Here is a 25505-nt window from a genome sequence, read left to right on the forward strand (position 1 = left end):
TCCGGCACTAAAGGACGGATGTTCGGATGCCGAAAGCCCCTGGTCCGTTCGGGTGCGGGCCAGGGGTTACGGCTCACGGGGCGATCGTCTCGTAACGAAGGCGGAACGCCTGGATCTCAGGCCAAAGCTACTGGTCAGCGGCCTCGTCGCACGCCTGTCCACGCAACGCCCGTGCCAGATCGTCACGGGACTCCAGCACCAGCCGGCGCAGCGCCGGGGCCGCCTCCTTGTGGGCGTCCAGCCAGGCGTCCGTGGCGTCCAGCGTCTCCTTCGACTGCTGGAGCGAGGGGAACAGGCCCTGCACCACGTGCATGCCGATCTGGATCGACCGCTCGGCCCAGATCCGCTCGATCGCCGCGAAGTACTTCTCGGCGTACGGCGCGATCAGCTCCCGCTGCGAGCCCTGGGAGAAGCCCGCGATGGTCGCCTCGACCATGGCGTTGGACAGCGCGTCCGACTCCACGACCTGCGCCCATGCCTGCGCCTTCACCGCCTCGGACGGGCGGGCGGCCAGGCAGCGCACCTGGTGGCGCTTGCCGGAGGCCGTGTCGTCCCGGGCCAGCTCCTCGGCCAGGGCCTTCTCGTCCACCACCCCGTGCGCGGCCAGCGGCTCCAGGAACACCCAGCGCAGCTCCTGGTCCACGTCGAGGCCCTCGACCGTCGCCGTGCCCGCGAGCAGGTCCCGCAGCAGCTCGAAGTCGGCCTCGGTGGTGGCCGTCCGGGCGAAGAAGCGCGCCCAGGCGAGCTGATGCTCGCTGCCCGGTCCGGCCGCGTACAGCTCGCGCCGGGCGCCCTCGGCGAGCAGCGCGGCGGCCGTCTCACGCCGGGCGGGCGCCGTGTAGTGGGTGATTGCCGACTCGGCCCAGGCGTGCAGCATCTGCACCACGCCGATCTCGGACTCGCGCCCGCCGAAGCGCAGCACCAGGTCCACGAAGTCCCGCGCCGGGAGCAGTGCGTCCCGCGTCATGTTCCACAGCGCCGACCAGCACAGGGCGCGCGCGAGCGGGTCGGTGACCGAGCCGAGGTGGTCGCGCAGGGTCGCCAGCGACGTCGTGTCGAAGCGGGTCTTGCAGTACGTCAGGTCGTCGTCGTTGACCAGGACCAGGTCCGGTGCCTCGGCTCCGGCCAGATCCGCCACGACCGTCCGAGGGCCGTCGACGTCGCTCTCCACGCGTGCGTAGCGCTCCAGCGTCCCTTCGTCCGTGACGCGGTACAGGCCCACCGCGACCCGGTGCGGGCGCAGTTCGGGGTACGCCTCCGCCGCCTCCTGCACCACCGCCAGCTCCTCGACGCGGCCGTCCGCGCCCAGGAGCACCTGCGGCGTCAGCGCGTTCACCCCGGCCGTCTGGAGCCAGGACCGCGACCAGGCGCTCATGTCCCGGCCGCTTGTCTCCTCCAGTGCCGACAGCAGGTCACCGAGGCGGGTGTTGCCGTAGGCGTGCCGCTTGAAGTAGCGCCGGGCGCCCTCCAGGAACGCCTCCTCGCCGACGTACGCCACGAGCTGCTTCAGCACCGACGCGCCCTTGGCGTACGTGATGCCGTCGAAGTTGAGCTTGGCGTCCTGGAGGTCGCGGATGTCCGCCGTGATCGGGTGCGTGGAGGGCAGCTGGTCGGCGCGGTAGGCCCAGGCCTTGCGGCGGTTGGCGAAGGTGATCCAGCCGCCCGCGAAGCGGGTCGCGCCGACGAGCGAGAACGCGCCCATGAAGTCCGCGAAGGACTCCTTCAGCCACAGGTCGTCCCACCACTCCATGGTGACCAGGTCGCCGAACCACATGTGCGCCATCTCGTGCAGGATGACGTTGGCCCGGCCCTCGTAGGACGCCTGCGTCACCTTCCCGCGGAAGATGAACTCCTCCCGGAACGTCACAAGACCCGGGTTCTCCATCGCGCCCAGGTTGTACTCGGGCACGAACGCCTGGTCGTACTTCCCGAACGGGTACGGGTAGTCGAAGTGGTCGTGGAAGAAGTCCAGGCCCTGCTTGGTGACGAGGAACACGTCGTCGGCGTCGAAGTAGGGCGCGAGGCCCTTGCGGCACAGGGCGCCGAGCGGGATCTCCAGGGTCGTGCCGTCGGAGAACGTACGCGAGTAGGAGTCCGTCACGTAGTGGTACGGGCCCGCCACCACACAGGTGATGTACGTCGAGACCGGCTTGGTCTCGGCGAACCGCCACACCCCGTCGGTCTGTTCACCGGGCCCGTTGCTCCACACCGTCCAGCCCTCCGGCGCCCGCACCTCGAAGCGGTACGGGGCCTTCAGGTCGGGCTGCTCGAAGTTGGCGAAGACCCGGCGCGCGTCGGCCGGCTCGTACTGCGTGTACAGGTACACCTCGCCGTCCTCGGGGTCGACGAAGCGGTGCAGGCCCTCGCCGGTGCGCGAGTAGGCGCACCGGGCGTCGACCACCAGCTCGTTGTCCGCGGCCAGGTCCTCCAGCGTGATCCGGGAGCCGTCGAATACCTCGCCGGGGTTCAGATCACGGCCGTTGAGCGAGACGGCCGCCACACTCGGCGCGATCAGGTCGGCGAAGCTGCTCGCCCCGGGCTCGTTGCAGCGGAAGCGGACCGTCGTGACGGAGCGGAAGGTGCGGGGCCCGTCCCCCGGGTCCTCACCGACCGCGGACCGCAGGTCGAGGGACACCTCGTACCCGTCGACGCTCAGCAGGGCGGCCCGCTCCCGGGCCTCGTCGCGGGACAGATTCTCACCGGGCACGGGCGGCACTCCTCGGATGTCGTGGGGCACGGCTGAACAGGACTGATCCTGCCACGTGCCCCTGACACGGGGCAGCCGGGAATGACGGGAGCGCACACCGGCGTTGCCGGAGAAACGGTTTCCTCGTGAGGAGAGACATGCCGGACAAGACACCCGTCGACTTCTGGTTCGACCCGCTGTGCCCCTGGGCCTGGATGACCTCCCGCTGGGTCCTGGAGGTGGAGAAGGTCAGGGACATCGAGGTCCGCTGGCATGTCATGAGTCTCGCCGTCCTGAACGAGGACAAGCTGGACGAACTGCCCGAGGAGTACCGCGAACTGCTGGAGACCAAGGCGTGGGGCCCCGTCCGGGTCGTCATAGCCGCGCAGCAGGAGCACGGCCCCGAGGTCCTCGGCGACTTCTACACCGCGCTCGGCACGCGCATCCACAACCGGTCCGAGGGCCCCGGCAAGGAGACGGTCGCCGCCGCCCTGAAGGACGCGGGCCTGCCCGAGTCGCTCCTGGAGCACTGGGACGCCACCCCGTACGAGGCCGAGCTGCGCGCCTCCCACAAGGAGGGCATCGACAAGGTCGGCCAGGACGTCGGCACCCCGGTCATCGCCGTGCCCGGCTCCGACGGCGAGCAGATCGCCTTCTTCGGCCCGGTCGTCACCCCGGCCCCGCAGGGCGAGGAGGCCGGCCGCCTCTGGGACGGCACCCTCGCCGTGGCCTCGGTCCCCGGCTTCTACGAGATCAAGCGCTCCCGCACCAAGGGCCCGGACTTCTCCAACCTGTAGGGCTCACTCGGCGGGGACGGCCTGGATCTTGAGTTCCTCCGGGAGCAGGCCGTCCTCACCGCGGTTGAGGTAGCGCTGGTACCACCGGCAGCCGACCGCGGTGCAGCGCCAGTAGTCGTCCACGAAGTGCCCGTGCCCCTTCTCCGCCCGGACCGCCGCCCGCTCGGCGGCGTTGAACATCCGGAACTCCTGCATGGTGCCGCAGGTCCGGCACGCCCGGCTCACCGTCATCAGCTCCTCCTCGCGATCACCGCCAAGTCCGGGAAGTCGGTTACGACCGCATCGACCCCCATGCGGTAGTACAGCGCGTATTCCGCGAACGCGTCCCCGAAATCGTTCGCTCCGCTCCCGCGCCGGAACCGCTCCGGCAGGAACTGGTTCTCCGCGCGGAAGGTGTACGGCCCGATCCGCAGCCCCGCCGCATGCGCGTCCGCGACGAGCGTCGTGCCCGCCACCGAGGACTTGTCAGGCCCGATCCAGTCCGCGTACTGAGCGATCCCCGCCAGCCCCGCCGGCGTCATCATGTCCCGGTAGGTCACCGAGGGCAGGTCGTAGGGTCCGCCCGTCGTCCCCAGCGCCTGCCACAGGGGCACGTCCAGATCCGTCATGCGCCGCAGGCTCGTCGGTTCGAAGGACTGCACGACGCACTCGCGCCGCCCCAGCCGGTTGCGGCGGATCGCGGCCGCCAGCTTCGGCTCCAACGGCAGTCCGATCGAGCGGAAGTACGTGGGGTGCTTGGTCTCCGGGAAGACCGCGATCGTGCGGCCGTGCTCCCGCGACAGCTTCCGCGCCAGGTCCACGACCTCCTGGAAGGTCATGATTTCCGCACGCCCGTCGAAGACGGTGTTGCGGTTGCGGACCGCGGGCAGCCGCTCCACCGCCCGCAGCGTCTTCAGCTCGGCCAGCGTGAAGTCCTCCGTGAACCAGCCGGTCACCTGCCGCCCGTCGACCGTCTTCGTCGTCCGGCGGTCCGCGAACTCCGGGTGGCGGGCCACGTCGGTCGTCTGGGAAATCTCGTTCTCGTGCCGGACCACCAGCACATGGTCCTTCGTCGGCACCAGGTCCGGTTCGATCCAGTCGGCGCCCGTCTGCACGGCGTACGTGTAGGAGGGGGCCGTGTGCTCCGGGCGCCAGCCGGCCGCACCGCGGTGGCCGATGACGACCGGGCCGCCGCCCGTGCGGGGCCCGGCCGCCGCCGGGCCCGCCGTGGCGGCTGCGCCGGTTCCCGCGGCCGCCGCGAGCAGGAGGGATCTCCGTCCGAGTTGCATAGGACTCCTCTTCGTCGACACCAGGTTCACTTCCGTGCCCGGGCCCGTGCCCCGGCCAGCCGGTCCAGGTGCTCCTCGTAGCCCCTGGTGTAGAACGCGGCCCGCTCCGGGTCCGGCTCGACGACCGCCGTCGGTCGCGTCCACTCCTCCGCGTCCAGCGGCACCCCGTACCGCTCGGCCGCCGCCAGGACCGCGCCCCGCGCGCCCACCTCGCCCTCCACGACCCGCAACGGCCGCCCGAGCACATCGGCCAGCAGCCGCATCCAGGCGGAGCTGCGGGTGCCGCCGCCGCACACGGCCAGGCTCCCGGTGAGGCCCGCCGCCGCCAGGCAGTGCCGGGCCGCGTACCCGATGCCCTCGCAGGTGGCGCGGACCAGATCACCCCGGCCCGACTCCAGGGACACGCCCGTGAGTTCGGCGCGCAGGCGCGGTTCGACGAAGGGGGCGCGTTCACCGGAGGGCGCGAAGTACGGCAGCACCCGGACGCCGTTCGCGCCCGGCGGCGTCCCGGCCAGCAGGCCGTCCACCTCGTCGTGCCGCACGCCCGTCGTCGACAGCACCCAGTCCAGCGCTGCCGTGCCGACCATGGCGGGCATGGCGCGCAGCCAGTGCCCGGGCCGGTCCGTGGAGATGTACAGGCCGGCCGGTTCGCCGGTCAGGTCGAGCTCGGTGGTGGCGACCAGACTGGCCAGACAGGTGCCGACGATCAGCAGACCGTCCCCCGGGGACGTCACCCCGGCGCCCAGCGCGCAGGCCGGCAGGTCGTAGGGCCCGTTCGCGATCCGGGTCCCGGGCGGCAGGCCCTCGCCTCGCGCCCCGGCCGTCGCGACCGGGTCGCTGACCGGGGCGAGCAGCCCCCTGCGGTGCGCCAGCCCCAGCAGTTCGACGACCCGGTTGTCGTACGTCCGGGTCCGCGGGTCCAGGAACGGCATCGACGCGTCCGACACATCCGTCGTCGGGCCGGCGCCGGTCAGCCGCTGGAACACCATGTCCTTGCAGTACAGGGCGGCCTTCGCGGCATCCAGGGCCTTCGGTTCGTGACGTTCGAGCCACGCCAGCAGCGGGCCCGGGGAGCCCGGGAACATCGCGCCGCCGGTCCGCCGGAACACCGTCTCGAAGGTGCCGTCCGCCAGCCACCGGTCGACCAGTTGGTGCGCCCGCCCGTCCATCCAGGAGGCGGCCGGCCGCACCGGCCGCCCCTCGCCGTCGACCAGCCACACCCCGTCGCCCTGCCCCGTGAGCCCGGCCAGCTCGACGGGCTCCGCCACGGCGGAGGTCAGCGCTTCGAGCACCGCGACGACCTCCCCGTACACCTCCTCCATGTCCTGTTCGACCAGCCCGCCGTGCAGTTCCAGGCCCACCGGGCGTGACTCCACCGCCAGTTGGCGGCCCATGGCGTCGAAGGCCGCCGCCTTGACCATGGACGTGCCCACGTCGATCCCCACGTACATGCGGCTTTCCTCCCGGTCTCAGGTCAGGCAGTGCGCGAGCGGCTCCCCGCGCACCCAGCGGCCCACCTCTTCGGCGGCGATCCGGGCGGCCTTCTCCGCGACCGCGCGCGACGCCCCGCCCAGGTGGGGGGTGAGGACCACGTGGTCGGCGAGTCCCAGCAGCCGGGACTGCGCCGGCAGCGGTTCGCGTTCGTAGGTGTCCAGCGCCGCCGCCGACACCCGGCCGCTCTCCAGCGCGTCGCACAGCGCGCCCTCGTCCACCAGCGGTCCCCGGGCCACGTTCACCACCACCGCGCCGGACGGCAGCAGCCCCAGCTCACGGGCGCCGATCAGCCCCCGCGTCTCGGGTGTGAGCCGGGCGTGCAGGGTGATCACCCGGGAGCGGCGCAGGAGGTCGTCGAGCGAGGTCACGCGCAGGCCGTGGATCTCGCCGTGCACATACGGGTCGTAGACCATCACCCGGGCCCCGAAGGCGCACAGCACGCGCGCGACCCGGCTGCCGACGGCCCCGTACCCGACCAGGCCGACAGGCAGGTCCTCCAGCTCCAGTCCGCTGCGCTCGTACGTGTAGTACGTCGCCCCCTCCCAGCTGCCCCGCCCGGCGAGCGGTGCGTGGGCCTGGGGGATGCGGCGCAGGGCCGCCAGCATCATGCCGACGGTGAACTCGGCGGTGGCAGCGGCGTTGCGGCCCGGCGCGAAGCACACCCGCACGTCACGGTTCTTCGCCGCGTCCAGGTTGACGTTGACCGGCCCGCCCCGGCAGACCACGACCAGCCTCAGGTCCGGGCAGGCGGCGAGGACTTTCCCGGTGACCGGTCCCATCTGGGTGACCAGCACCTGCGCCCCGGCCAGCGCCTCGATCAGCTCGTCCTCGGCGTCACTGGCCTCCTGCACCTCGGCGACCGGCCCGAACGGCTCCAGCGGCCACCCGAGCCGCACTTCGCGGACGTCGGCCCGCTCCACCTCGTGCTCCACCGCCCGCGTGATCAGGGACGGCAGGACGAAGTGGTCGCCGGCGGCCACGACACGCACGCTGTTTCCGTCAGTCATCGCAGGGCCTCCCCTGACTCGGCGTCGAAGACATGGGTGTGCTGCGGGTCGGCGGTCACCCGGACCCGGTCGTCGTGGGCGAGCCGCACCTCGGGGTCGGTGAGGACGACCAGATGCCGTTCGACGCCGTCCAGGGCGAGGGTCGCCAGGCCCGACTCCAGGAGTGGTTCATGGGCGACGACCCGGGCGGGCAGGCCGTCTTCGGCGGTGAGCCGGACGTCCTCGGGGCGGATGCCGACCACCACCTCCCGCCCCCGGTCCACCGGCACGGGCAGGGCGACCCGCACCGTGTCGGAGAGGCGGGCGTGGCCGTCGCCGCCGGAGATGCCGGGCAGCAGGGTGATCGCGGGTTCACCGACGAAGTCCGCGACGAACACGTTGGCCGGGCTGTCGTAGATCTCGTAGGGGGTGCCGAGCTGCTGGATGACGCCGTCCTTCATCACGGCGATCCGGTCGGCGAGCGAGAGGGCCTCCTCCTGGTCGTGGGTGACCAGGATGGTGGTGTGGCCCAAGTCCTTCTGGATGCGTTTGAGTTCGCGGCGGGTGGAGTCACGCTGGGCCGCGTCCAGGTGGGAGAGCGGCTCGTCGAGGAGCAGGACGTCGGGTTCGCGGATCAGGGCCCGGGCCAGGGAGACGCGCTGCTTCTGGCCGCTGGACAGGCCGGCCGGGCGGGCGTCGAGCAGGTCGGTCAGGCCCACCCGCTCGGCGATGTCCTTCACCTTGCGCTCGACGTCGCCCCTGGAACGGCGGGCGGCCCCCCGCCGGGCCTTCAGCCCGAACGCAAGGTTCTCCGCGACCGACAGCGGCGGATACAGCGCGTAGTTCTCGAACGCCACCCCGATGTTCCGCTGCTGGGCGGGCCGTTCGACGACCGACGCCCCACCGACGAGGATGTCCCCGCCGGTGACGGACTCCAGACCGGCGATCATCCGTAAGGTGGTCGACTTGCCGCATCCGGACGGCCCGAGCAGCCCGAGCAGCTCCCCGGACCGCAACGTCAGATCGATTCCGCGGACGGCCTCCACCCCTGGCCGCCCCCGCGACCGATAGGTCTTCCGCAGCTCACGTAGCTCCAGTCCCGTCATGGCCGCCCTTCATCGCGCAAACCTCGTAACGGACCTTGTGTTCGTCCAGATCCCGCAGTGCCTCCGGCGACGCCCCGTCGTCGACGAGGAGCGTGTCGAAGCGGGACAGCGGGACGACCCGGTGCAGGGCGACCCGGCCGAGCTTGGTGTGGTCGATCAGCAGGACGTTCCGTGCCGCCGCGTCGAGCATCGCCCGCTTCACCGACACGATGTGCTGCTCCTGGTGGTAGGCGTAACCCCCGTGCACGGCCGACGTCGACGCGAAGCACACGTCCACCCGCAGCTGCTCGACCGCCTCCACGCACGACACCCCGAGGAACGAGGAGTGCAGCGGGTCGTAGTCGCCGCCGAGCGCCATCAGGTGGATGCCCCGCTGGCCGGACAGCAGGTTGATCGCCTCCAGGAAGTTGGTGACGACCGTCAGCGGTGTGATCTCGGCCGTGCGCAGCCGCCTGGCTATCTCCAGTGTGGACGTCGAGTCGTCCAGCAGGATCGCCATCCCGGGCTCCACCCACCGCAGCGCGTGCTCGGCGACGGCGGCCTTCTCGGCGCGCATGGTCTTCAGCCGGTACTGCACGTTCGACTCGAAGACCCCGGACGGCTGCGCGGTCACCCCGCCGCGGAACTTCCGTACGATGCCCTGCCGTTCGAGCTCGTCGAGGTCACGGTGGATGGTCATCAGGCTCACCCCGAACCGCTCGGCGAGCTCCGCCGCCGTCGCCGAGCCGTCGGCCAGCACCTGCTCGGCCATGGCCGCCTGCCGTGCCGCGGGCCCCTGCTGTCCACCACTGCTGTTGCTCATGACTGCGTCTCTATCCGTCGTCCCGGTCGCTCCGGCCGGTCGGCCTCGAACAGCAGCAGGTTCTCAGGCCGGACGACGAGCCGTACCGGATCGTCCGGACGAAGGCGCGCCGCGTCCGCCCGCGGGGCCACCAGCGACACCCGCTGCTCCCCGGTCCCGAGCCGGACGGTGACCTCCACGGACCGGCCGAGCACTTCCGTGACGTACACGGCCCCGGTCAGCCCGTGGCCCTCGTCTGCGTGCAGGGCGATGTCCCGGGGACGCAGGCCCACCAGTACCTCCGTGCCCGGTGCGGCCTGCGCCCGGACCGGCAGTTCCACACCGCCGTCCGCGCGCACGCCGCTCTCCGTCACCACGCCCGGCAGCAGATTGATCCGGGGCCGGCCGAAGGCCCGCGCGACCTCCGTGTCGTACGGCTCGTACCAGATCTCCTCCCGCGTGCCCGTCTGCACGATCCGGCCCTGACGGATGACCCCGATCCGGTCGCCGAGCGCCAGTGCCTCGACCGAGTCGTGGGTGACGTAGAGGGTGGTGGTGTGCTGCACGGCCCCGATCGCCTTCAGTTCCGCCCGCATCTGCTGGCGGAGCTTGGCGTCGAGGTGGGAGAGCGGCTCGTCCAGCAGGAAGGCCCGGGCGGGACGGACCAGGACCCGGCCGAGGGCGACGCGCTGTCGCTGGCCGTTGGACAGCTGACCGACGGGCCGGTCCAGCAGCCCGGAGATGCCGAGCAGTTCGGCGATCGCGCCGATCCGCTGCCGGGCCTCGGCGGCGGGCAGCCGGTGCCGGGGCGAGCGCAGCGGCGAGGCCAGGTTGTCGTAGGCCGAGCGGTGCGGATAGAGGGCGTAGCTCTCGAAGCACATCGCCACACCCCGGTCGTACGGCTCGACCCCCCGCATGTCCTCGCCGTCGAGCACGACCGTGCCGGAGTCGGGCTGTTCGAGCCCGGCGACGGTTTTCAAAGTCGTGGTCTTCCCCGCGCCCGACGGGCCGAGCAGGCAGAAGAACTCGCCCTCCCGCACCTCCAGTTCGAGCTCGTCGAGCGCGACGGTCTTCCCGTACGCCTTCCGGATCCCGCTGAGCCTGATCACGACTTCACCGCCCCGAACGACAGGCCCCGCACCAGGTACCGCTGGATCGTCAGCGCCAGCAGCAGTGGCGGTACGACGGACACCAGCGCTGCGGCGGCCGTGAGGTTGTACTTGGGCCGGTCCCCGCCGAGGAACGACAGCGCGCCCACGGTCACCGTCTGGGCCTCGTTGGAGGTGAGGATCAGCGGGAAGACGAAGTTGTTCCAGGCGAAGATGAACGCCAGCAGCGACACGGCCGCGATGCCCGGCTTGACCAGCGGGAGCGCCACCTTGAAGAACGCCTGCTTGCGGGTGTAGCCGTCGAGCAGGGCGGCCTGCTCCAGCTCGGGTGTGAGGTCGGCGAAGTAGGACCGCATGATCCACACGATGAGCGGCAGGGTGACGAGTTGCAGCACCCACACCATGCCGACGTACGTGTCGAACAGACCGAGCTTCTGGTAGAGCACGAACAGCGGGATGATCACGGTCAGTTCGGGTGCGAAGCGGAACGACAGCAGCGTGAACATCAGGTTCTCGGAGCCCTTGAACCGCCAGCCGGCCGAGGCGTAGGCGGCCGGCAGCCCCACCACCAGCGACAGCACGACCGCCCCGACCGACACCACCAGGCTGTTGACGAAGAACCGTACGAACGGGATGCCCTCGCTGTCGCCGAGGACCGTCCGGTAGCCGTCGAGGGTGGGGGAGAAGGAGAAGTACGTGGAGAAGAGCTGGTCGGCCGGCTTCAGCGACAGGATCACCATCCAGGCGATCGGGAACAGCGCGAAGACGAAGTAGAGGATCAGGGCGGTGTCGCACAGCCACCCCACCAGGCGTTTCCTCATGTGGTCACCTCCGCGGCCTTCCGCTGGATCTTCCCCAGGTGCTTCACCAGCACCATCGCGGCCAGGTAGACCACGGCCCACAGCACGATCGTGTAGCTGATCCCGAAGGAGTACCTCTGGAAGCGGATGGCTTCGAGGTACGCCCGGATCTGGAGCACCACCGTCGAGTCGCCCGGCCCGCCCTCGGTGAGGGCGTAGATGATGTCGAACACCTTCAGCGAGTCCATGAACCGGAAGATCACCGCGACCAGCACATAGGGCCACAGCATCGGCAGCGTCAGGCGCCGGAAGGTGTACCACCACCCCGCGCCGTCCACGGCCGCCGCCTCGAACGGGGAGGTGGGCAGCGACCGCAGACCGGCGAGGGCGAGGATCGCCACGAACGGGGTATAGACCCAGACGTCCACGGCGATCGACGACAGCAGCGCGCCCGTCGGGGTGTCGGTCCACTGCACACCGCCCAGGCCGAAGGGCCTCAGCAGGTGGTTGACCACCCCGACCGACGGCTGGAGCATCAGCTTCCAGATGATCGCCGCGATCACCGGGGCGATCATCAGCGGCAGGATCAGGATCTTCTCCAGCACCCGGCCCAGCAGGGACGAGCGGTGCAGCAGCAGGGCGACGGCCACGCCGAGCACCGTCTCGGTGAGCGCCGCCCCGACCGCGTACAGCACCGTCACCCACGCCGAGTTCCAGAACGCCTCCTGGGTGAAAACGGCTCTGTAGTTCTCGAACCGCACCATGTCCGGCTGCGGTTTGCTCGCCGAGAAATCGAACAGCGTGTAGTACAGGCCGAGCCCGAACGGGTAGAGGATCCCGCAGGTCAGCAGCAGTGCCGGGACGATCAGGAGGTACGGGCGCAGGGTGAGCCGCCACCCCATCGCTCTAGCCCACCTTGCCGGCGAGGTCGTCCGCCAGCCCGTCCAGCACCGACTTCGCGCCCTTGCCGCCGTAGATCTCCTGGAGGGCCGAGGCCCAGCTGGTCGTCGCGTCGAAGAACTGGGCCTGCGGGGTGAACTGGATCTTCGTCTGGTCGACGACCGCCTCGAAGGTCTCCAGGAAGCCCGGCAGGTGCCGCATCTTGTCCTTGTACGCGGCGTCGTCGGCGACGGACTTGCGCACCGGGTCGATGTGGTTGTGCGTGATCGCGCTCTTGCGCAGGTGCTCCTTGCCGGTGGCCCACTGGAGGAACAGCCAACTGGCGCTCTTCTTCTTGCTCTTGGCGTTCATGCCGAGCGACCAGATCCACATGTTGGTGGCGAGCGACCCGTCCGGCCCCTTCGGCCCCGGGTGGAAGGCGATCTTCCCGGAGGCGGGACTGGCGCCCTTCACCGCCTGGAAGTAGGCGGCCGTGTCGGCGTCGAACAGCATCCCGGCCTTCTTCGCGCCCAGGTCGCTGGAGCACTGGTACCAGGTGTACGACGTCCACGACGGCGGTCCGCCCCGCTTGACCATCCGGGCCCAGTCCTCCGTGAAGGCCACGGCCTCGGGGCTGTTCATGGCCGGGGTGAGCTTCCCGCCGTCGACCGTGAAGTCCTTCAGCCCGTTGCGGGCGTACATCGTCATGAAGCCCGGGTGGATGGTGGCCCAGCTCCGGGAACCGCGCACGGCGATCCCGTACATGCCGTCGAAGCCCGCGCCCGGCGCCTTGCGCTTGATGGTCCCGGCGAGCTCGGTCAGTTCGTCGAAGGACTCGGCCGGTTTCAGGCCGAGTTTGCCGAACACCTCGGTGTTGTAGGCGACGACGTTGGTCTCCCACCCCCAGGGCAGCGCGTACTGCCCGCCCTGCCCGAGCGGCGCGCCCGCCTTCAGCGACCACTGGTCGGCCTGGAGCAGGTTGGGGAAGAAGTCGGCCTGGTCCCATTCGGCGCCCGTGGCCGCGGAGTTGCGCATCCAGGGCCCGAGGTCCTCCAGCCAGCCCGGCGGCCCGTACTGCCACACCATGTAGGCGCCGAGCATGAAGACGTCGTAGGAGGCCCGCCCGCTGGACAGGTCCACGGTGAGTTTGTCGAAGTAGTTGTCCTCGGGGAAGACGTCGTACTCGACCTCGATACCGGTCTTCGCGGTGAACGACTTCAGGTCGGCGATGAGCGCGTCCGTGTACGGGTGCTTGTTGAGCAGGGCCTTGACGGTGGTGCCCTTCTCCCGCTTCCAGTCGAAGGAACCGGTGACGTCGTCCGCGGCGGAGCCGTCGCTCTTGTCATCGTTGCCGCCGAAGCCGGCGCCGCAGGCCGTGAGCAACGGGGCGGCCGCCGCCCCGGCGGCGAGGGCGAGGAAGCGCCGGCGGTCGTGCACGTGCGTGTCCATCCGTACCTCCGCGTGGAGCCTGGTTAACACGTCGAGTCGACTCGTTAACAGAGGGTGGAACGGCTGAAGTTGGGCGTCAATCCCTCGCGCACGGGAAAATATCGGGGCACAGTGAGAAGTTCACAGATCCGGCTGCGACGGCGTGGGAGGTTCCGGATGGTGGACGAGGGTGCGGGCGAGGGCGCGGCCTGGCTGGGCGTCGACCTGGGCACACAGAGCGTCCGGGTGCTGCTCGTCACCGCCTACGGCACGGTCCTCGGCAGCGGATCGGCCCCGCTGACGGGCCGGCGGGACGGGGTGCGGCACGAACAGGACCCGCTGCGGTGGTGGGCGGCGCTGTGCGAGGCGTCGCGGGCGGCCCTCGGCTCCGCGCCGCCCGGCCTGCCGGTCGGCGGACTCGCGGTGTGCGGCACCTCCGGCACGGTCCTGCTGACGGACGGCTCGGGCCGCCCCGTGAGCCCCGCCCTGATGTACGACGACGGGCGGGCGACGGCGCACGCCGCGCGGGCGCGGGAGGCGGGGCTAGCCGTCCAGGACACCTGGGCGCTGCCGAAGGCACTGTGGCTGCTGGGGGAGTACGGCGGCACCCCGCTGCGCCTGACGCACCAGCCCGACCTGATCGTCGGCCGGCTCACGGGCGAGCCGCCCCCGGCCGATTCCAGCCATGCCCTGAAGACGGGCTACGACCTGGCGGGCGACCGCTGGCCGGAGGCCGCCCTGGCCCGACTGGGCCTGCCCGAGGACCTGTTGCCCGAGGTCGTCCGCCCGGGGACGCGCCTCGGCGAGGTCTGCCCGGCCGCCGCCGACGCCACCGGCATCCCCGCCGGCACGCCCGTGCTCGCCGGGATGACCGACGGCTGCGCGGCCCAGATCGCGTCGGGCGCACTGCGGCCCGGCTCCTGGAACTCCGTGCTCGGCACCACGCTCGTGCTGAAGGGCGCCGCCCGCGACCCGGTCCGCGACCCCACCGGCGTGGTCTACAACCACCGTGCTCCGGACGGCACCTGGCTGCCCGGCGGGGCGTCGAGCGTCGGGGCCGGGGCGCTCACAGCGCACTTCCCGGACGCCGACCCGGCCGGCATGGACGCGCGCGCGGCTGCTCACGAACCGTCCCGTGCGGTCGCCTACCCGCTGGTGTCACCGGGGGAGCGGTTCCCCTTCCAGGTGCCGGAGGCGACCCCGTTCGTCCTGGGCGACCCGGTGGAGGACGCCGACCTGTGGGCCGCGCTCCTCCAGGGGGTCGGCCTCACCGAACGCCTGTGCCTGGACTACCTGCACCACCTCGGCGCCCCGCTGGACGGCCCGCTCACCTTCACCGGCGGCGGCGCCCGCAGCCCGTACTGGAACCAGCTGCGCGCCGACATCCTGGGCCGCCCGGCCCGCGTGCCCGAGCAGACCGAACCGGCCCTGGGCATGGCGGCACTGGCCGCCCACGGGGCGTCGAGGGCGGGTGCGCTCGCGGACGTCGCCGAACGCATGGTGCGCGTCCGGACCGTCGTCGAGCCCCGCCCCGGCCGCACCGCGGCCTTCGCCGAGCCGTACGCGCGTCTGGTCGACGCCCTGCGGGACCGCGGCTGGCTGCCCGGCGCGGTCGCCGCGCACGCACACAGCCGTCTGAGCGGGGATACTTCCGCATCATGAGTACGACCCTCCTGCTGGTCCGCCACGGGCAGACCGTCTGGCACGCCGAGAACCGCTACGCCGGCATCAGCGACATCGACCTCACCGACACCGGCCGCGCCCAGGCCGAGGCCCTCGGCCGGTGGGCCGCCGCCCATCCCGTCGACGCGATCTGGACGTCCCCGCTGTCCCGCGCCGTCGCCACCGCCGAGCCCGCCTGCCGTGCCCTCGGCCTGACCCCCCAGAGCGAACCCCACCTGCGCGAATGCGACTTCGGCGTGCTGGAGGGCCGCACACTCGCCGAGTTCGAGGCCGAGGACCCGGAGTGGGCCGCGGCCTACCGGGCCGACCCGGTGGAGCACTCCTTCCCCGGCGCCGAGGACCCGCGGGCGGCGGCGGCCCGCGGCGTGCGCGCCCTGCGGGACATCGCCGCGGCCCACCCCGGCGAACGCGTCCTGGTCGTCGCCCACAACACCCTGCTGCGCCTGGTGCTGTGCACCCTGCTGTCGATCCCGGTCGCCGAATACCGCAGAGTGCTCCCGCGGTTGCGCAACGCGGCCGTCAGCGAACTGCGCGTGAACCCCGACGGTTCCGCCGCACTCCTCTCACTCAATGTGCCGTGCGAGGCCGATGTGCCGTAGCACTATGAGCACATGAAGCAGATCGACACGTCGGTGCCGCATTCGGCCCGGATCTGGAACTACTGGCTGGGCGGCAAGGACAACTACCCGGTGGACGAGGCGGCCGGTGACGCGTACACCGCCGTCTTCCCCGGCATCGTCACCATCGCCCGCAGCAGCCGTGCCTTCCTCGGCCGGAGCATCCGGTATCTCGTCCAGGAGGCCGGCGTACGGCAGTTCCTCGACGTCGGCACCGGCCTGCCGACCGTCGACAACACCCACGAGGTCGCCCAGCGCCTCGCCCCCGAGGCGCGGATCGTCTACGTCGACAACGACCCGCTGGTCCTCGCGCACGCCCGCGCCCTGCTCACCTCCACCCCCGAGGGCGCGACGGCGTACGAGCCCATCAACCTCCACGAGCCGGAGGAGATCCTCGCGGCCGCCGGCAAGACCCTCGACCTCACCCGGCCCACGGCCCTGATCCTCAGCGGCATCCTGGGGCACGTGGCCGACTACGAGGAGGCCCGCGACCTGGTCCGCCGCCTCATGGCCGGTCTGCCCCCGGGCAGCTACCTCTCCCTCAACGAGGGCTCACGGGGCACGGACCCGGCCTACGAGCAGGCGCAGGACGCCTACAACGAGACCGGCGCGGTCCCGTACTTCCTGCGGCCGGTGGAGCAGATCAAGGCGTTCTTCGAGGGCCTGGAGCTGGTGGAACCGGGCGTGGTCTCGGTGCCGCTCTGGCACCCCGAACCGGGCGCGCCGGCCGAGCCGATCGGCCAGCACGGCGGCCTCGGCCGCAAGCCGTAGCCCCCTACGGGCTACAGGAGACCCCCGCGAGTCACGTCCTCGCGGGGGTCTCCGTCTATCCGCCTGCCGTGCGTGAAAGGTGAGAAGACGATCACGAGGCAGGACGCTTCACGGCCTCAGGGGGCCAGCAGCAGCACATCCGCCCGGGACTTGGCGGCCTCGTAACGACGGGCCACGTCCTGCCAGTTGACGACCTGCCACATCGCCTCGATGAAGTCGACCTTCTGGTTGCGGTACTGGAGGTAGAAGGCGTGCTCCCAGGCGTCGAAGACGAGGATCGGGGTGGCGCCCTGGCCGACGTTGCCCTGGTGGTCGTAGACCTGCTCCACGATCAGCCGCCCGCTCAGCGGCTCGTACGCGAGCACGCCCCAGCCCGAACCCTGCGTCGTGGCCGACGCCTTGGACAGCTGCGCCTTGAAGTGCGCGAAGGAGCCGAAGGACTCGGTGATCGCGTCCGCGAGCTCACCCACCCCGTCCTGCGCGAGCGGCTCGCCGCCGCCGTCCTTCGGACCGGTCATGTTCTGCCAGTAGATGCTGTGCAGGATGTGCCCGGAGAGATGGAAGGCCAGGTTCTTCTCCAGCCCGTTGATCGACCCCCACGTCTCCTTGTCCCGCGCCTCGGCCAGCTGCTCCAGCGTGTCGTTGGCGCCCTTCACATAGGCGGCGTGGTGCTTGTCGTGATGCAGCTCGATGATCTCGGGGCTGATCACGGGGGCGAGCGCGGAGTAGTCGTACGGCAGTTCGGGCAACGTGTAGACGGGCATGGGCGGGATCCCCTCCGGACCTTATTGCAACTAACTTGCAAGTGCACGTTAGCAGCAGGAGGGTGTCGGTGAGTGGTCCAGGCATGAGAAAAGCCCCCGCGTGTGTCGCGGGGGCTCCGGCGGTGGCTTCCTACTGCTTGGCGCGGGCCTTCTGCCATGCGTACCCGACAACCGCCAGGACCAGGATCATCCCGCCCGTCGAATACAGCTGCACCCGCGTGTCCGGCTCCCGGGCCATCAGGACGAAGACCGCGGCCATGCCCGCCAGGGCGACCCAGGTCAGCCAGGGGAACGCCCACATGCGCACGGCCAGCTTCTCGGGGGCCTCGCGCTCCAGGCGGCGGCGCAGGCGCAGCTGCGAGACGGCGATGAAGATCCAGACGGCCAGGATCACCGCGCCGATCATGTTCAGCAGCCAGGCGAAGACGTCGTCGGGCCGCCAGTAGCTCAGCAGCACGCACAGGAACCCGAACACCGAGGACGCCAGCACGGCGATCCGCGGCACCCCGCCCGAGACCCGGCCAAGACCCTTCGGGCCCTGGCCGCGCTCCACCAGCGAGTACGCGATGCGGGAGGCGCCGTAGATGTTGGCGTTCATCGCCGACAGCAGGGCGACCAGCACGACCACGTTCATCAGCTGGCCGGCGCCCGGGATGCCGAGTTCGTCGAGGGCGGCGACGTACGGGCCCTTCTCGACGACCTCCTTGGAGTCCCAGGGGACGAGCGTGACGATGACGGCCATCGAGCCGATGTAGAACAGCGCGATGCGCCACATCGCCGTACGGACCGCGCTCGCGACGCCCTGGACGGGGTTCTCCGACTCGGCCGCCGCGATGGTGACCGTCTCCAGGCCGCCGTAGGCGAAGACCGAGGCGAGCAGGCCGATGACCAGGCCCTCACCGCCGTTCGGCAGGAAGTCCGTGAGGTGGCTCGCACCGGGGGAGTCCGTGCCGGGCAGGATCCCGAGGATCGCCAGGACGCCGAGCACCAGGAACAGGGTGATCGCGCCGACCTTCAGCGCCGCGAACCAGAATTCGAACTCGCCGAAGTTCTTCACGGCCGCGAGGTTCGTGCCGCAGAAGACGACCATGAACAGCGCCACCCACGCCCACTCCGGCGTGCCCGGCAGCCAGCCGCTGACGATCTTCGCGGCGCCGATGCCCTCCAGGCCGACGGCCGTGCAGAGCAGCACCCAGAAGGACCAGCCGGCGGTGAACCCGGCCCAGGGCCCGATCGCCCGCTCGGCGTGCGCCGAGAACGACCCCGACGACGGATACGCCGCCGACATCTCGCCGAGCATCCGCATCACCAGCATCACGAGGACACCGGAGAGGGCGTAGGCGACCACGATCGACGGACCGGCCGCGGCGATACCGGCACCGGAGCCGACGAACAGACCGGCTCCGATCACCCCGCCGAGGGCGATCATCGACAGGTGGCGCTGCTTCAGGCCGTGGGAGAGGGAAGCGTCCGTGCCGGACGGCTTCCCCGTGGTGGTGCTGGTGGGCATGGGCGCGGCTCGTCCAATGCGTGAGGGCGTACGTGGGCAAAAACGCCGCCAGTCTCGGATGCCTCCCCGCCCCGACGGAGAGGCATCCCAGCATGTGGACAGTCGTGTCGCTCTGTGTCGCTAGGCGGCGACCGGTGTGTAGTGCGAGGCGTCGCCCTCGATGACGTAGCTCTCCTTGCCCTCCACCCCCACGGGGACGTCCCCGGCGACCGTCACCCGGTGCAGGCGGCGTGGCCGGCCGTCGTAGTTGTCGACGGCGTAGTGCTGGGTGATGCGGTTGTCGAACAGGACGAGCTGGTTCGGCGACCAGCGGTGGCGCAGGATGTTCTCCGGCCGGGTGACGTACGCCTGGAGCAGGTCGAGGATCTTGCGGGACTCCCCGGTGGACAGGCCCACGATCCGCTGGGCGAAGCCGCCGATGAACAGGCCCCGCTCCCCGGTCAGCGGGTGGACGCGGACCACCGGGTGGACCGTGCGGTACGTGATCGAGGTGAACTGGGCGCGCCGGGCGGACTGCTCCTCGTCGACCTCCTCCTCGGGGACGGCGTAGTCGTAGTCGTTGGTGTGCTCGGCCCACAGCGTGTCCGCGAGGCCGCGCAGCGAGTCGGGCAGGTTCCGGTAGGCGGCGGCCGAGCTGGCGATCAGCGTCTCGCCGCCGTAGGGCGGGACGGTGATGCTGCGCAGGCTGGTGGCCTGCGGCGGGTTGAGGACGAACGTGACGTCGGTGTGCCAGTGGTTGGCGGCCCGGCCGCCCTCGCTGTCGACCGGCAGCACGTTCGGGGCGCCGTCGACGGCCGACACCGTCGGATGGGCGGTGGTGATGTCGCCGAAGTGGCGGACGAAGGCCTGCTGGCCCGCGTCGTCCAGGCCCTCCGCGTCGAAGACCAGGGCCTTGTGCGCGTTGAGCGCCTCGCGCAGGGCGGTGGAGGTCTCCTGGTCGAGGGGCCGGGTCAGGTCGACGCCCTCGACGCGGGCGCCGATGTTCGCGGTGACCTTGTGGATTCGGATGCTCATGGCTGTGTTCCTTCCGGAGGGGAGTCGGGCGGGTCAGACGAGTGCCGGGGCGACGACGTGCTGGTTGGCGGGGCGCGGGAGGCCGTAGCGCTCCCGCAGGGTGCGGCGGGCGTCGCCGTACCCGGTGCGGAGCAGGCCGCGGGCCCGCAGGATCGGGACGACGTGGTCCACGAAGGCGTCGAGGCCGGAGGGCAGGACGGGCGGCATGATGTTGAAGCCGTCGGCGGCGCCCGACTCGAACCAGAGCTGGATCGTGTCGGCGACCTGCTCGGGCGTCCCGGCGACGGTGAGGTGCCCGCGGCCTCCGCCCAGGCGCCCGATCAGCTGCCGGACGGTGAGCCGCTCGCGCCGGGCCAGCCCGACGATGAGCGTGTAGCGGCTCTTGGCGCCCTCGATGGCGCTCTCCGGCGGCAGATCGGCCGGCAGCGGGCCGTCCAGCTCCAGGGTGCCCGGGTCCAGGTGCAGCAGCCGTTCCAGGTGGTTCACTCCGTGCGCGTGCACGATGTGGTCCTCCAGGACCCGCTCGTCCGCCCGCGCCTCGGCCTCCGTGGAGCCGAGCACCGGGACGATGCCGGGCAGCACCTTGACGTGGTCCGCGTCCCGGCCCGCCGCGACCGTCCGGGACTTGAGGTCGGCGTAGAAGGCCCGCGCGTCCTCGACGGTCTGCTGGGCGGTGAACACCGCCTCCGCGTACCGGGCGGCGAACCGCTTGCCGTCCTCGGAGGAGCCGGCCTGCACGAGCAGCGGGTAACCCTGCGGGGAGCGGGGCACGTTGAGCGCCCCCTCGACGCTGAAGTAGCGCCCTCGGTGCCGTGGCGGGTGGATCTTCGCGTCGTCGCCCCACACGCCCGCCGCCTTGTCGGCGACGATCGCGTCGTCCTCCCAGCTGTCCCACAGCTTCAGCGCCACGTCGAGGAACTCGGCGGCCCGCGCGTACCGCTCCGCGTGCGCCGGCTCGGCGTCCAGACCGAAGTTCCGGGCGGCCTCGGCACCGGCGGTCGTGACGATGTTCCAGCCCGCCCGGCCGCCGCTGAGGTGATCCAGCGTGGCGAACTTCCGGGCCAGGTTGTACGGCGAGTTGTACGAGGTGGAGGCCGTGGCGATCAGGCCGATGTGCTCGGTCGCCGTCGCCAGCGCCGTCAGCAGCGTGATCGGCTCCAGCGCCCCCGCGGGCCGCTGTCCGACACTGCTCCACAGCTGTGGGCCGTCGGCGAGGAACAGCGAGTCGAAGGTGCCGCGCTCGGCGGTCCGGGCGAGCCGTACGTAGTGAGCCAGGTCCACATGGGCGTACGGGTCGCTCTCCGGCAGCCGCCACGACGCCTCGTGGTGGCCGGTGTTCATCAGGAACGCGTTCAGATGGAGCTGTCTGCGGGTCATCGATGGTCCTCCGTGACACCGAGCGCGGCCAGCAGCCGCTCCCGGTACTCGCCGAGCAGGGGATCGCGGTACGACCGCGGGTGCGCGCGGTCGATGGTGAGGTCGAGGCCGATGCGGCCCTCCTCCAGGACGAGCACCCGGTCGGCGAGCACGATCGCCTCGTCCACGTCGTGCGTGACCAGCAGCACCGAGGGCCGGTGGCGCTCCCACAACTCCCGGAGCAGGCCGTGCATCCGGATCCGGGTCAGCGCGTCCAACGCCCCGAACGGCTCGTCGGCCAGCAGCAGTTCCGGCTCCCGTACGAGCGACCGGGCCAGGGCGGCGCGCTGGGCCTCCCCGCCGGACAGCTCGCCCGGCCAGGCCCGCTCGCGGCCCTTCAGCCCGACCTCCTCCAGGGCCGCACGGCCCCTGCGTCCGGCATCCTTGCCCTCCGCGCCGAGCAGCACGTTGTCGAGGACCCGCCGCCAGGGCAGCAGCCGGGAGTCCTGGAAGACCACCGACACCCGCTCGGGCGCGATCAGCTGCCCGGAGCCCGTGACGCCGTGGTCGAGTCCGGCGATGGCCCGCAGCAGGGTGCTCTTGCCGGAGCCGCTGTGCCCGAGCAGGGCCGTCAGCTGCCCGGCCGGCAGGTCGAGGTCGATGCCGTCGAGGACCGTGCGCCCGTCGAACGACCTGGTCAGACCGCGCAGTTGGACGGCGGGGCGGGTCAGCTGCTCAGTGTGCGGCGCCATGACAGCACCCTCCGTTCGACGATACGGACCGCGCTGTCGGAGATGAGGCCGAAGATGCCGTAGACGACCAGGCCGACGAGGATGACGTCCGTCTGGCCGTAGTTCTGCGCCTGGAACATCATGTAGCCGAGGCCGCTGGTGGCGTTGATCTGCTCCAGCACCACCAGGCCCAGCCAGGAGCCGGTGACACCGAGCCGCAGTCCGACGAAGAAGCCGGGCAGCGCGCCGGGGATGACGACCTGCCGGATGAACCGGAACTTCGACAGGCCCTGCACCTCGGCGAGTTCGACGAAGCGGCTGTCGATGCCGGACAGCGCGGCGTGCGTGTTGAGGTAGATCGGGATGTAGACGACGATCGCGATGATGGCGATCTTGAAGGTCTCGCCGATGCCCAGCCAGAGGATGAACAGCGGGATCAGACCCAGGGTGGGGATGGCCCGGTTGAGGTTGACCGTCCCGTCGATCAGCGCCTCCCCGGTCCGGGTCAGCCCGGACGCCAGCGCGAGCAGGATCCCCACGGTCAGGCCGATCGAGAAGCCGGTGGCCGCGCGCTGGAGCGAGGTCAGGATGTCGTCCGGCAGCGTGCCCGCGCTCCACAGCCGGCTGCCCGTCTCCAGCACGGTCCAGGGGGCCGGGATCGCGCCCGGGTCGAGCAGCCCGGCGGCGGAGGCGATGCTCCACGAGGCGAGGACGGCGGCGGGCCCGGCGAGCCGGGCGGCGGGCAGCCGCTTGCCGGGGGCCAGCCGCCGGCGCCGGCGCACCTGGCGCGCCCCGTCCTCGGCGAGGGCGGTGAGGGGTGCGGTGGTGGTCGTATCCGTCGTCTGCGTGGTCGTGTGCGTCGTCGTGGTCACGGCGGTCACCTCCGGTACTCCGCGGGCACGGCCTTCGCCGCGAGCGACTCGAAGCGGTGGTCGAAGAGCTCGGAGACGTCGAACTTCTTCACGAAGCCGCCCTCCGCGAGCAGATCGGCGGTCTCCTGCTCCCAGCGGATCGCCTCGTCCCAGCGGGGCGGGAACAGCGGCTTGTTGGCCAGGGCGGTGACCGCCTTCGCCTGGGCGAGGGTCAGGTTCTGCGTGCCGACGTAGAACCGCTCGTTCCACTCGTCGGGGTGTTCGTACGTCCACACCTGGCTCTTCGCCCAGTACGGGACGTACGCGGCGACCGCGGCGGCCTTCGCCCGGTCGTTCAGCACCGACACCGGCGCCCACAGCAGGCTCAGCAGGTCCACTACGTCCGTGGTGATGGTGCGGGCGGACTTGTACTGCGTCAGATAGGCCGGGGCCTGGGTGTTGGCGAGCGGGGCGATGTCCACCTGCCCGGACTGCAGGGCGGTCAGGAACTGGTTGCTGGTCAGCGGCACCAGCTCCACGTCGTCGTACGCCAGCCCGGCCTTCTTCAGCGCCCGCAGCAGGACGACGCCCTGCGCCTGGCCCTGGGAGAAGGCCAGCCGCTTGCCCCGGAAGTCGGAGACCCGGCGAATGTCGCTGCCGGGCTTGGTGGCGAAGAGGTAGTTGGGCTTGCGGGTGATGTTGATCGCGACGATCTTCGCGTCGAAGCCCTGGTAGTGCGCCTGGATCGGCGGGATCCCGGCGTTGTTGGCGACGTCCAGGGACTTCGCGCGGAAGGCGTTGATGACGTCGGGGCCCGCGCCGATGTTCAGCCAGTTGGACACCTTGAACGGCAGATCGTCGAATCCGGCCAGCTTGAACTGGAGTTGCTGCGCGTTCTGGTACGAGGAGATCTTCAGGCTCGTCCCCGCGGGGACCTTGGAGGCCAGGGGAGCGTCGGAGGCCGTCTCGTCGGCCGCGGCGCTGCTGTCGGCGCAGCCGCTCAGTCCGGCCGCCGCGGCCGTCACGCCGAGCAGCGAGGTCAGGAACAGGCGCCGGTCGGGACCGGAAACGGGGGGCGAGGGCATGGGAGGCTCCCTGGGTATGAAAGACGGCACAGCGAACGCAATTCCGGGCAGGAAAAGACCTGCCAAGGGAATTCACGCGAATGTCACAAAGGAAGGAGAAGGCGCTCCGCGAAGGGGCGCCGGGGGCGCGTCAACGGGTCAGCAACAGAGGGTGCGACAGCTCGTGAGCGGGCTCATGAACAGGATGTTCCTGGTCGGGGGCCCGGTCTGTCAACATTCCGAGTTTCTGAATTAAATAGCGTCAGGTGACGCGGCCAGCGGATCCCGGTAAAGGACGTCGAGCGCCACCGCGCCACCCGCCACCGCCAGGACGGAATCCGGGAAACTGATCGGCGAGACGGTCGCGGCGCGATCCGCTCCGACCTCCTCCCGCAGCGCGGCCAGACAGTCCGACCGGTGCATGACCCCGAGCTCCGTCACGACCACCTGCTCCGGGTTGAGCACATCGAGCAGCAGCCCGACCGCACGCCCCACCCGCCGCGACCGCTCCCGCAGCAGCCGCACGGCCACCGGGTCGCCGGCCGCCGCGGCACCGACCACGTGCATCGGGTTCATCCCGTCGAGGATCCCCGCCTCCCGGGCCCGCCGGCACAGCGTCCGTTCGCTCAGCTCGGCCTGGAGGCAGCCCACCCGGCCGCAGTCGCAGGGCTCCGTGCCGCCCGGCACCGGCAGATGGGCGATCGCCCCCGCCTGCGAGCGCGGGCCGTGGTGCACCTCGTCATGGGTGGCGAACGCGGCGTCCACCACATTGCCCGCGAACAGGTGCAGCACACTGCGGCTGCCCCGGGCCCGCCCGAACAGCCGCTCCGCGTTCACCAACGCCCGGGCGTGCCCGTCCACATGGACCGGCAGGCCCGTAAGCGCTCCGAGCAGTTCCCGCACCGGCACCTCGCGCCAGCCCAGCAGCGGATGCTCCACGACGGTGCCCGAGTCCCGGTCCACCCAGCCGCCCGCGGCGAACCCGACCCCCAGCACCCTGCTGCCGGGCGCCCCGGCGAGCAGCGCCGCCAGCGTGTCGGCGGCCCGGGACAGCACCTGCGCGGGCCCGGCCCCCGCGTGCTCCACCTCGCTGCGGGCCAGCACCCGCCCGCGCAGATCCAGCAACGCGACCGTCGTGTACGGCACCGCCACGTGCACCCCGCCCACCACGAACCGGGAGTCGTCCAGGTCGACCGGCAGATGCGGCCGCCCCACCCCCTTGGACCGCCGCAGCACGGCGGACTCACGGATGAGCCCCAACTCGGCGAACCGGGCGCAGTAGTCGGTGACCGACGCCGGCGACAGGCCCGTCAGCCGGGCGATGGTGCTGCGCGCGACCGGCCCGTGCTCCAGCACGGACCGCAGGACGACGCTCGCGCTGGTGCGGCGCCGGTCGCTGTCGGCGACACGGGGGATGGGGGACGTCAGAAGGGGAGCCGCGGTACGGGGCATGGGAATCTTCCTGGAGGCCGGTCCGACACTGCGCCGTCTCGATCGGCGGGCCGGATCCCTCCGCCCCGCCTCACACCGGGTGGCGACAGGTGGCCGTGCCCTGGCGTCGCAGGTCGACATAGCGACGCGACGAGAAGTACCGGGCCTGGGCAACCATGTTCGCGACGCTAGCAAAACGACCCGGGGCTGCCCAGACGGCGACCGACGGGCGAGACGGCGGCACGGAGCCTTTGGGGGAAACCTACAGATGCGTGCCGTCCCTCGCTGGTGGTGCAGGGCACCCCATCACCGTGACCGGCATCACGCGTTGGTCGCTGTAGCCCACATCCTTTGTGCGAAGCCGACCAACGGCCGGTCC

The 25505-nt window shown here is 71.3% G+C and carries 23 protein-coding genes; 4 read left to right on the forward strand and 19 right to left on the reverse strand.

All coding sequences use genetic code 11. The features are described 5' to 3' along the window. Nucleotides 1-127: 127 nt before the first annotated feature. Nucleotides 128-2707, reverse strand: coding sequence for an aminopeptidase N (gene pepN, locus OO68_RS39030; RefSeq protein WP_033314217.1), 2580 nt, complete (start codon nt 2705-2707; stop codon nt 128-130). A gap of 137 nt (nt 2708-2844) precedes the next feature. Here pepN and OO68_RS39035 point away from each other — a divergent pair, with 137 nt between their 5' ends. Next, entirely contained in the window at nt 2845-3483 is a 639-nt protein-coding gene (locus OO68_RS39035; protein ID WP_033314218.1) for a mycothiol-dependent nitroreductase Rv2466c family protein, read from the forward strand. Nucleotides 3484-3486: 3 nt separating this feature from the next. On the opposite strand, the gene OO68_RS39040 is transcribed toward OO68_RS39035, so the two are convergent. From OO68_RS39040 to OO68_RS39085, 10 genes are read right to left on the reverse strand one after another with little or no spacing between them, the layout of a single operon-like run. After that, complete coding sequence (locus tag OO68_RS39040) at nt 3487-3714, reverse strand: hypothetical protein (RefSeq protein WP_033314219.1); 228 nt, start codon at nt 3712-3714, stop codon at nt 3487-3489. Then, nucleotides 3714-4751: a glycerophosphodiester phosphodiesterase family protein gene (locus tag OO68_RS39045; protein WP_033314220.1), complete on the reverse strand. Its 1038-nt coding sequence runs from the start codon at nt 4749-4751 to the stop codon at nt 3714-3716. Before OO68_RS39045 ends, OO68_RS39040 begins: the two co-directional genes overlap by 1 nt. 26 nt (nt 4752-4777) lie before the next feature. Then, nucleotides 4778-6202 (reverse strand): FGGY-family carbohydrate kinase, encoded by a 1425-nt coding sequence (locus OO68_RS39050; RefSeq protein ID WP_033314221.1) that lies wholly within the window; start codon nt 6200-6202, stop codon nt 4778-4780. Nucleotides 6203-6220: 18 nt separating this feature from the next. After that, complete coding sequence (locus OO68_RS39055; protein WP_033314222.1) at nt 6221-7252, reverse strand: 2-hydroxyacid dehydrogenase; 1032 nt, start codon at nt 7250-7252, stop codon at nt 6221-6223. After that, nucleotides 7249-8337 (reverse strand): ABC transporter ATP-binding protein, encoded by a 1089-nt coding sequence (locus tag OO68_RS39060; protein WP_033314223.1) that lies wholly within the window; start codon nt 8335-8337, stop codon nt 7249-7251. Before OO68_RS39060 ends, OO68_RS39055 begins: the two co-directional genes overlap by 4 nt. Further along, on the reverse strand, nt 8315-9139 hold the full coding sequence (locus OO68_RS39065; protein ID WP_033314224.1) for a DeoR/GlpR family DNA-binding transcription regulator: 825 nt from the start codon (nt 9137-9139) through the stop codon (nt 8315-8317). The genes OO68_RS39060 and OO68_RS39065 overlap by 23 nt, the downstream gene beginning before the upstream one ends. Beyond that, nucleotides 9136-10227: an ABC transporter ATP-binding protein gene (locus OO68_RS39070; protein ID WP_033314225.1), complete on the reverse strand. Its 1092-nt coding sequence runs from the start codon at nt 10225-10227 to the stop codon at nt 9136-9138. Before OO68_RS39070 ends, OO68_RS39065 begins: the two co-directional genes overlap by 4 nt. After that, the gene (locus OO68_RS39075) at nt 10224-11048 is read right to left on the reverse strand and encodes a carbohydrate ABC transporter permease (protein ID WP_033314226.1); all 825 of its coding nucleotides are present in this window, start codon (nt 11046-11048) and stop codon (nt 10224-10226) included. The genes OO68_RS39070 and OO68_RS39075 overlap by 4 nt, the downstream gene beginning before the upstream one ends. Continuing rightward, nucleotides 11045-11929: a carbohydrate ABC transporter permease gene (locus tag OO68_RS39080; RefSeq protein ID WP_033314227.1), complete on the reverse strand. Its 885-nt coding sequence runs from the start codon at nt 11927-11929 to the stop codon at nt 11045-11047. Before OO68_RS39080 ends, OO68_RS39075 begins: the two co-directional genes overlap by 4 nt. Nucleotides 11930-11933: 4 nt before the next feature. Next, entirely contained in the window at nt 11934-13355 is a 1422-nt protein-coding gene (locus OO68_RS39085) for an ABC transporter substrate-binding protein (RefSeq protein ID WP_033314228.1), read from the reverse strand. A 156-nt stretch (nt 13356-13511) separates the two neighbouring features. Here OO68_RS39085 and OO68_RS39090 point away from each other — a divergent pair, with 156 nt between their 5' ends. From OO68_RS39090 to OO68_RS39100, 3 genes are read left to right on the forward strand one after another with little or no spacing between them, the layout of a single operon-like run. After that, nucleotides 13512-14996, forward strand: a complete 1485-nt coding sequence (locus OO68_RS39090) for an FGGY-family carbohydrate kinase (protein ID WP_033314229.1) — start codon at nt 13512-13514, stop codon at nt 14994-14996. Further along, nucleotides 14993-15616, forward strand: coding sequence for a histidine phosphatase family protein (locus OO68_RS39095; RefSeq protein ID WP_033314230.1), 624 nt, complete (start codon nt 14993-14995; stop codon nt 15614-15616). Before OO68_RS39090 ends, OO68_RS39095 begins: the two co-directional genes overlap by 4 nt. A gap of 12 nt (nt 15617-15628) precedes the next feature. After that, nucleotides 15629-16405 carry an SAM-dependent methyltransferase gene (locus tag OO68_RS39100; RefSeq protein WP_033314231.1) on the forward strand — a complete coding sequence of 259 codons (777 nt, stop codon included), beginning with the start codon at nt 15629-15631 and terminating at the stop codon, nt 16403-16405. Nucleotides 16406-16521: 116 nt separating this feature from the next. Here the strand turns inward: OO68_RS39100 and OO68_RS39105 are convergent, their stop codons facing one another. From OO68_RS39105 to OO68_RS39140, 8 genes are all read right to left on the reverse strand, one after another. Beyond that, a complete protein-coding gene (locus tag OO68_RS39105) occupies nt 16522-17169 on the reverse strand; it encodes a superoxide dismutase (protein WP_033314232.1) in 648 nt (215 codons plus the stop codon). A gap of 130 nt (nt 17170-17299) precedes the next feature. Further along, nucleotides 17300-18679, reverse strand: a complete 1380-nt coding sequence (locus OO68_RS39110; protein WP_033314233.1) for an amino acid permease — start codon at nt 18677-18679, stop codon at nt 17300-17302. 120 nt (nt 18680-18799) lie between these two features. Continuing rightward, nucleotides 18800-19693 carry a TauD/TfdA dioxygenase family protein gene (locus tag OO68_RS39115; protein WP_033314234.1) on the reverse strand — a complete coding sequence of 298 codons (894 nt, stop codon included), beginning with the start codon at nt 19691-19693 and terminating at the stop codon, nt 18800-18802. Nucleotides 19694-19726: 33 nt separating this feature from the next. Then, nucleotides 19727-21070, reverse strand: coding sequence for an LLM class flavin-dependent oxidoreductase (locus tag OO68_RS39120; RefSeq protein ID WP_033314235.1), 1344 nt, complete (start codon nt 21068-21070; stop codon nt 19727-19729). Continuing rightward, nucleotides 21067-21801 (reverse strand): ABC transporter ATP-binding protein, encoded by a 735-nt coding sequence (locus OO68_RS39125; protein ID WP_033314236.1) that lies wholly within the window; start codon nt 21799-21801, stop codon nt 21067-21069. Before OO68_RS39125 ends, OO68_RS39120 begins: the two co-directional genes overlap by 4 nt. Beyond that, entirely contained in the window at nt 21777-22661 is an 885-nt protein-coding gene (locus tag OO68_RS39130; RefSeq protein ID WP_033314237.1) for an ABC transporter permease, read from the reverse strand. Before OO68_RS39130 ends, OO68_RS39125 begins: the two co-directional genes overlap by 25 nt. After that, nucleotides 22658-23716: an ABC transporter substrate-binding protein gene (locus OO68_RS39135; RefSeq protein ID WP_033314238.1), complete on the reverse strand. Its 1059-nt coding sequence runs from the start codon at nt 23714-23716 to the stop codon at nt 22658-22660. Before OO68_RS39135 ends, OO68_RS39130 begins: the two co-directional genes overlap by 4 nt. A 231-nt stretch (nt 23717-23947) precedes the next feature. Further along, nucleotides 23948-25147 carry an ROK family protein gene (locus tag OO68_RS39140; RefSeq protein ID WP_033314239.1) on the reverse strand — a complete coding sequence of 400 codons (1200 nt, stop codon included), beginning with the start codon at nt 25145-25147 and terminating at the stop codon, nt 23948-23950. Nucleotides 25148-25505: the final 358 nt, after the last annotated feature.

The sequence above is a fragment of the Streptomyces iakyrus genome, from assembly GCF_000717055.1.
Classification (GTDB): Bacteria; Actinomycetota; Actinomycetes; order Streptomycetales; family Streptomycetaceae; genus Streptomyces; species Streptomyces iakyrus.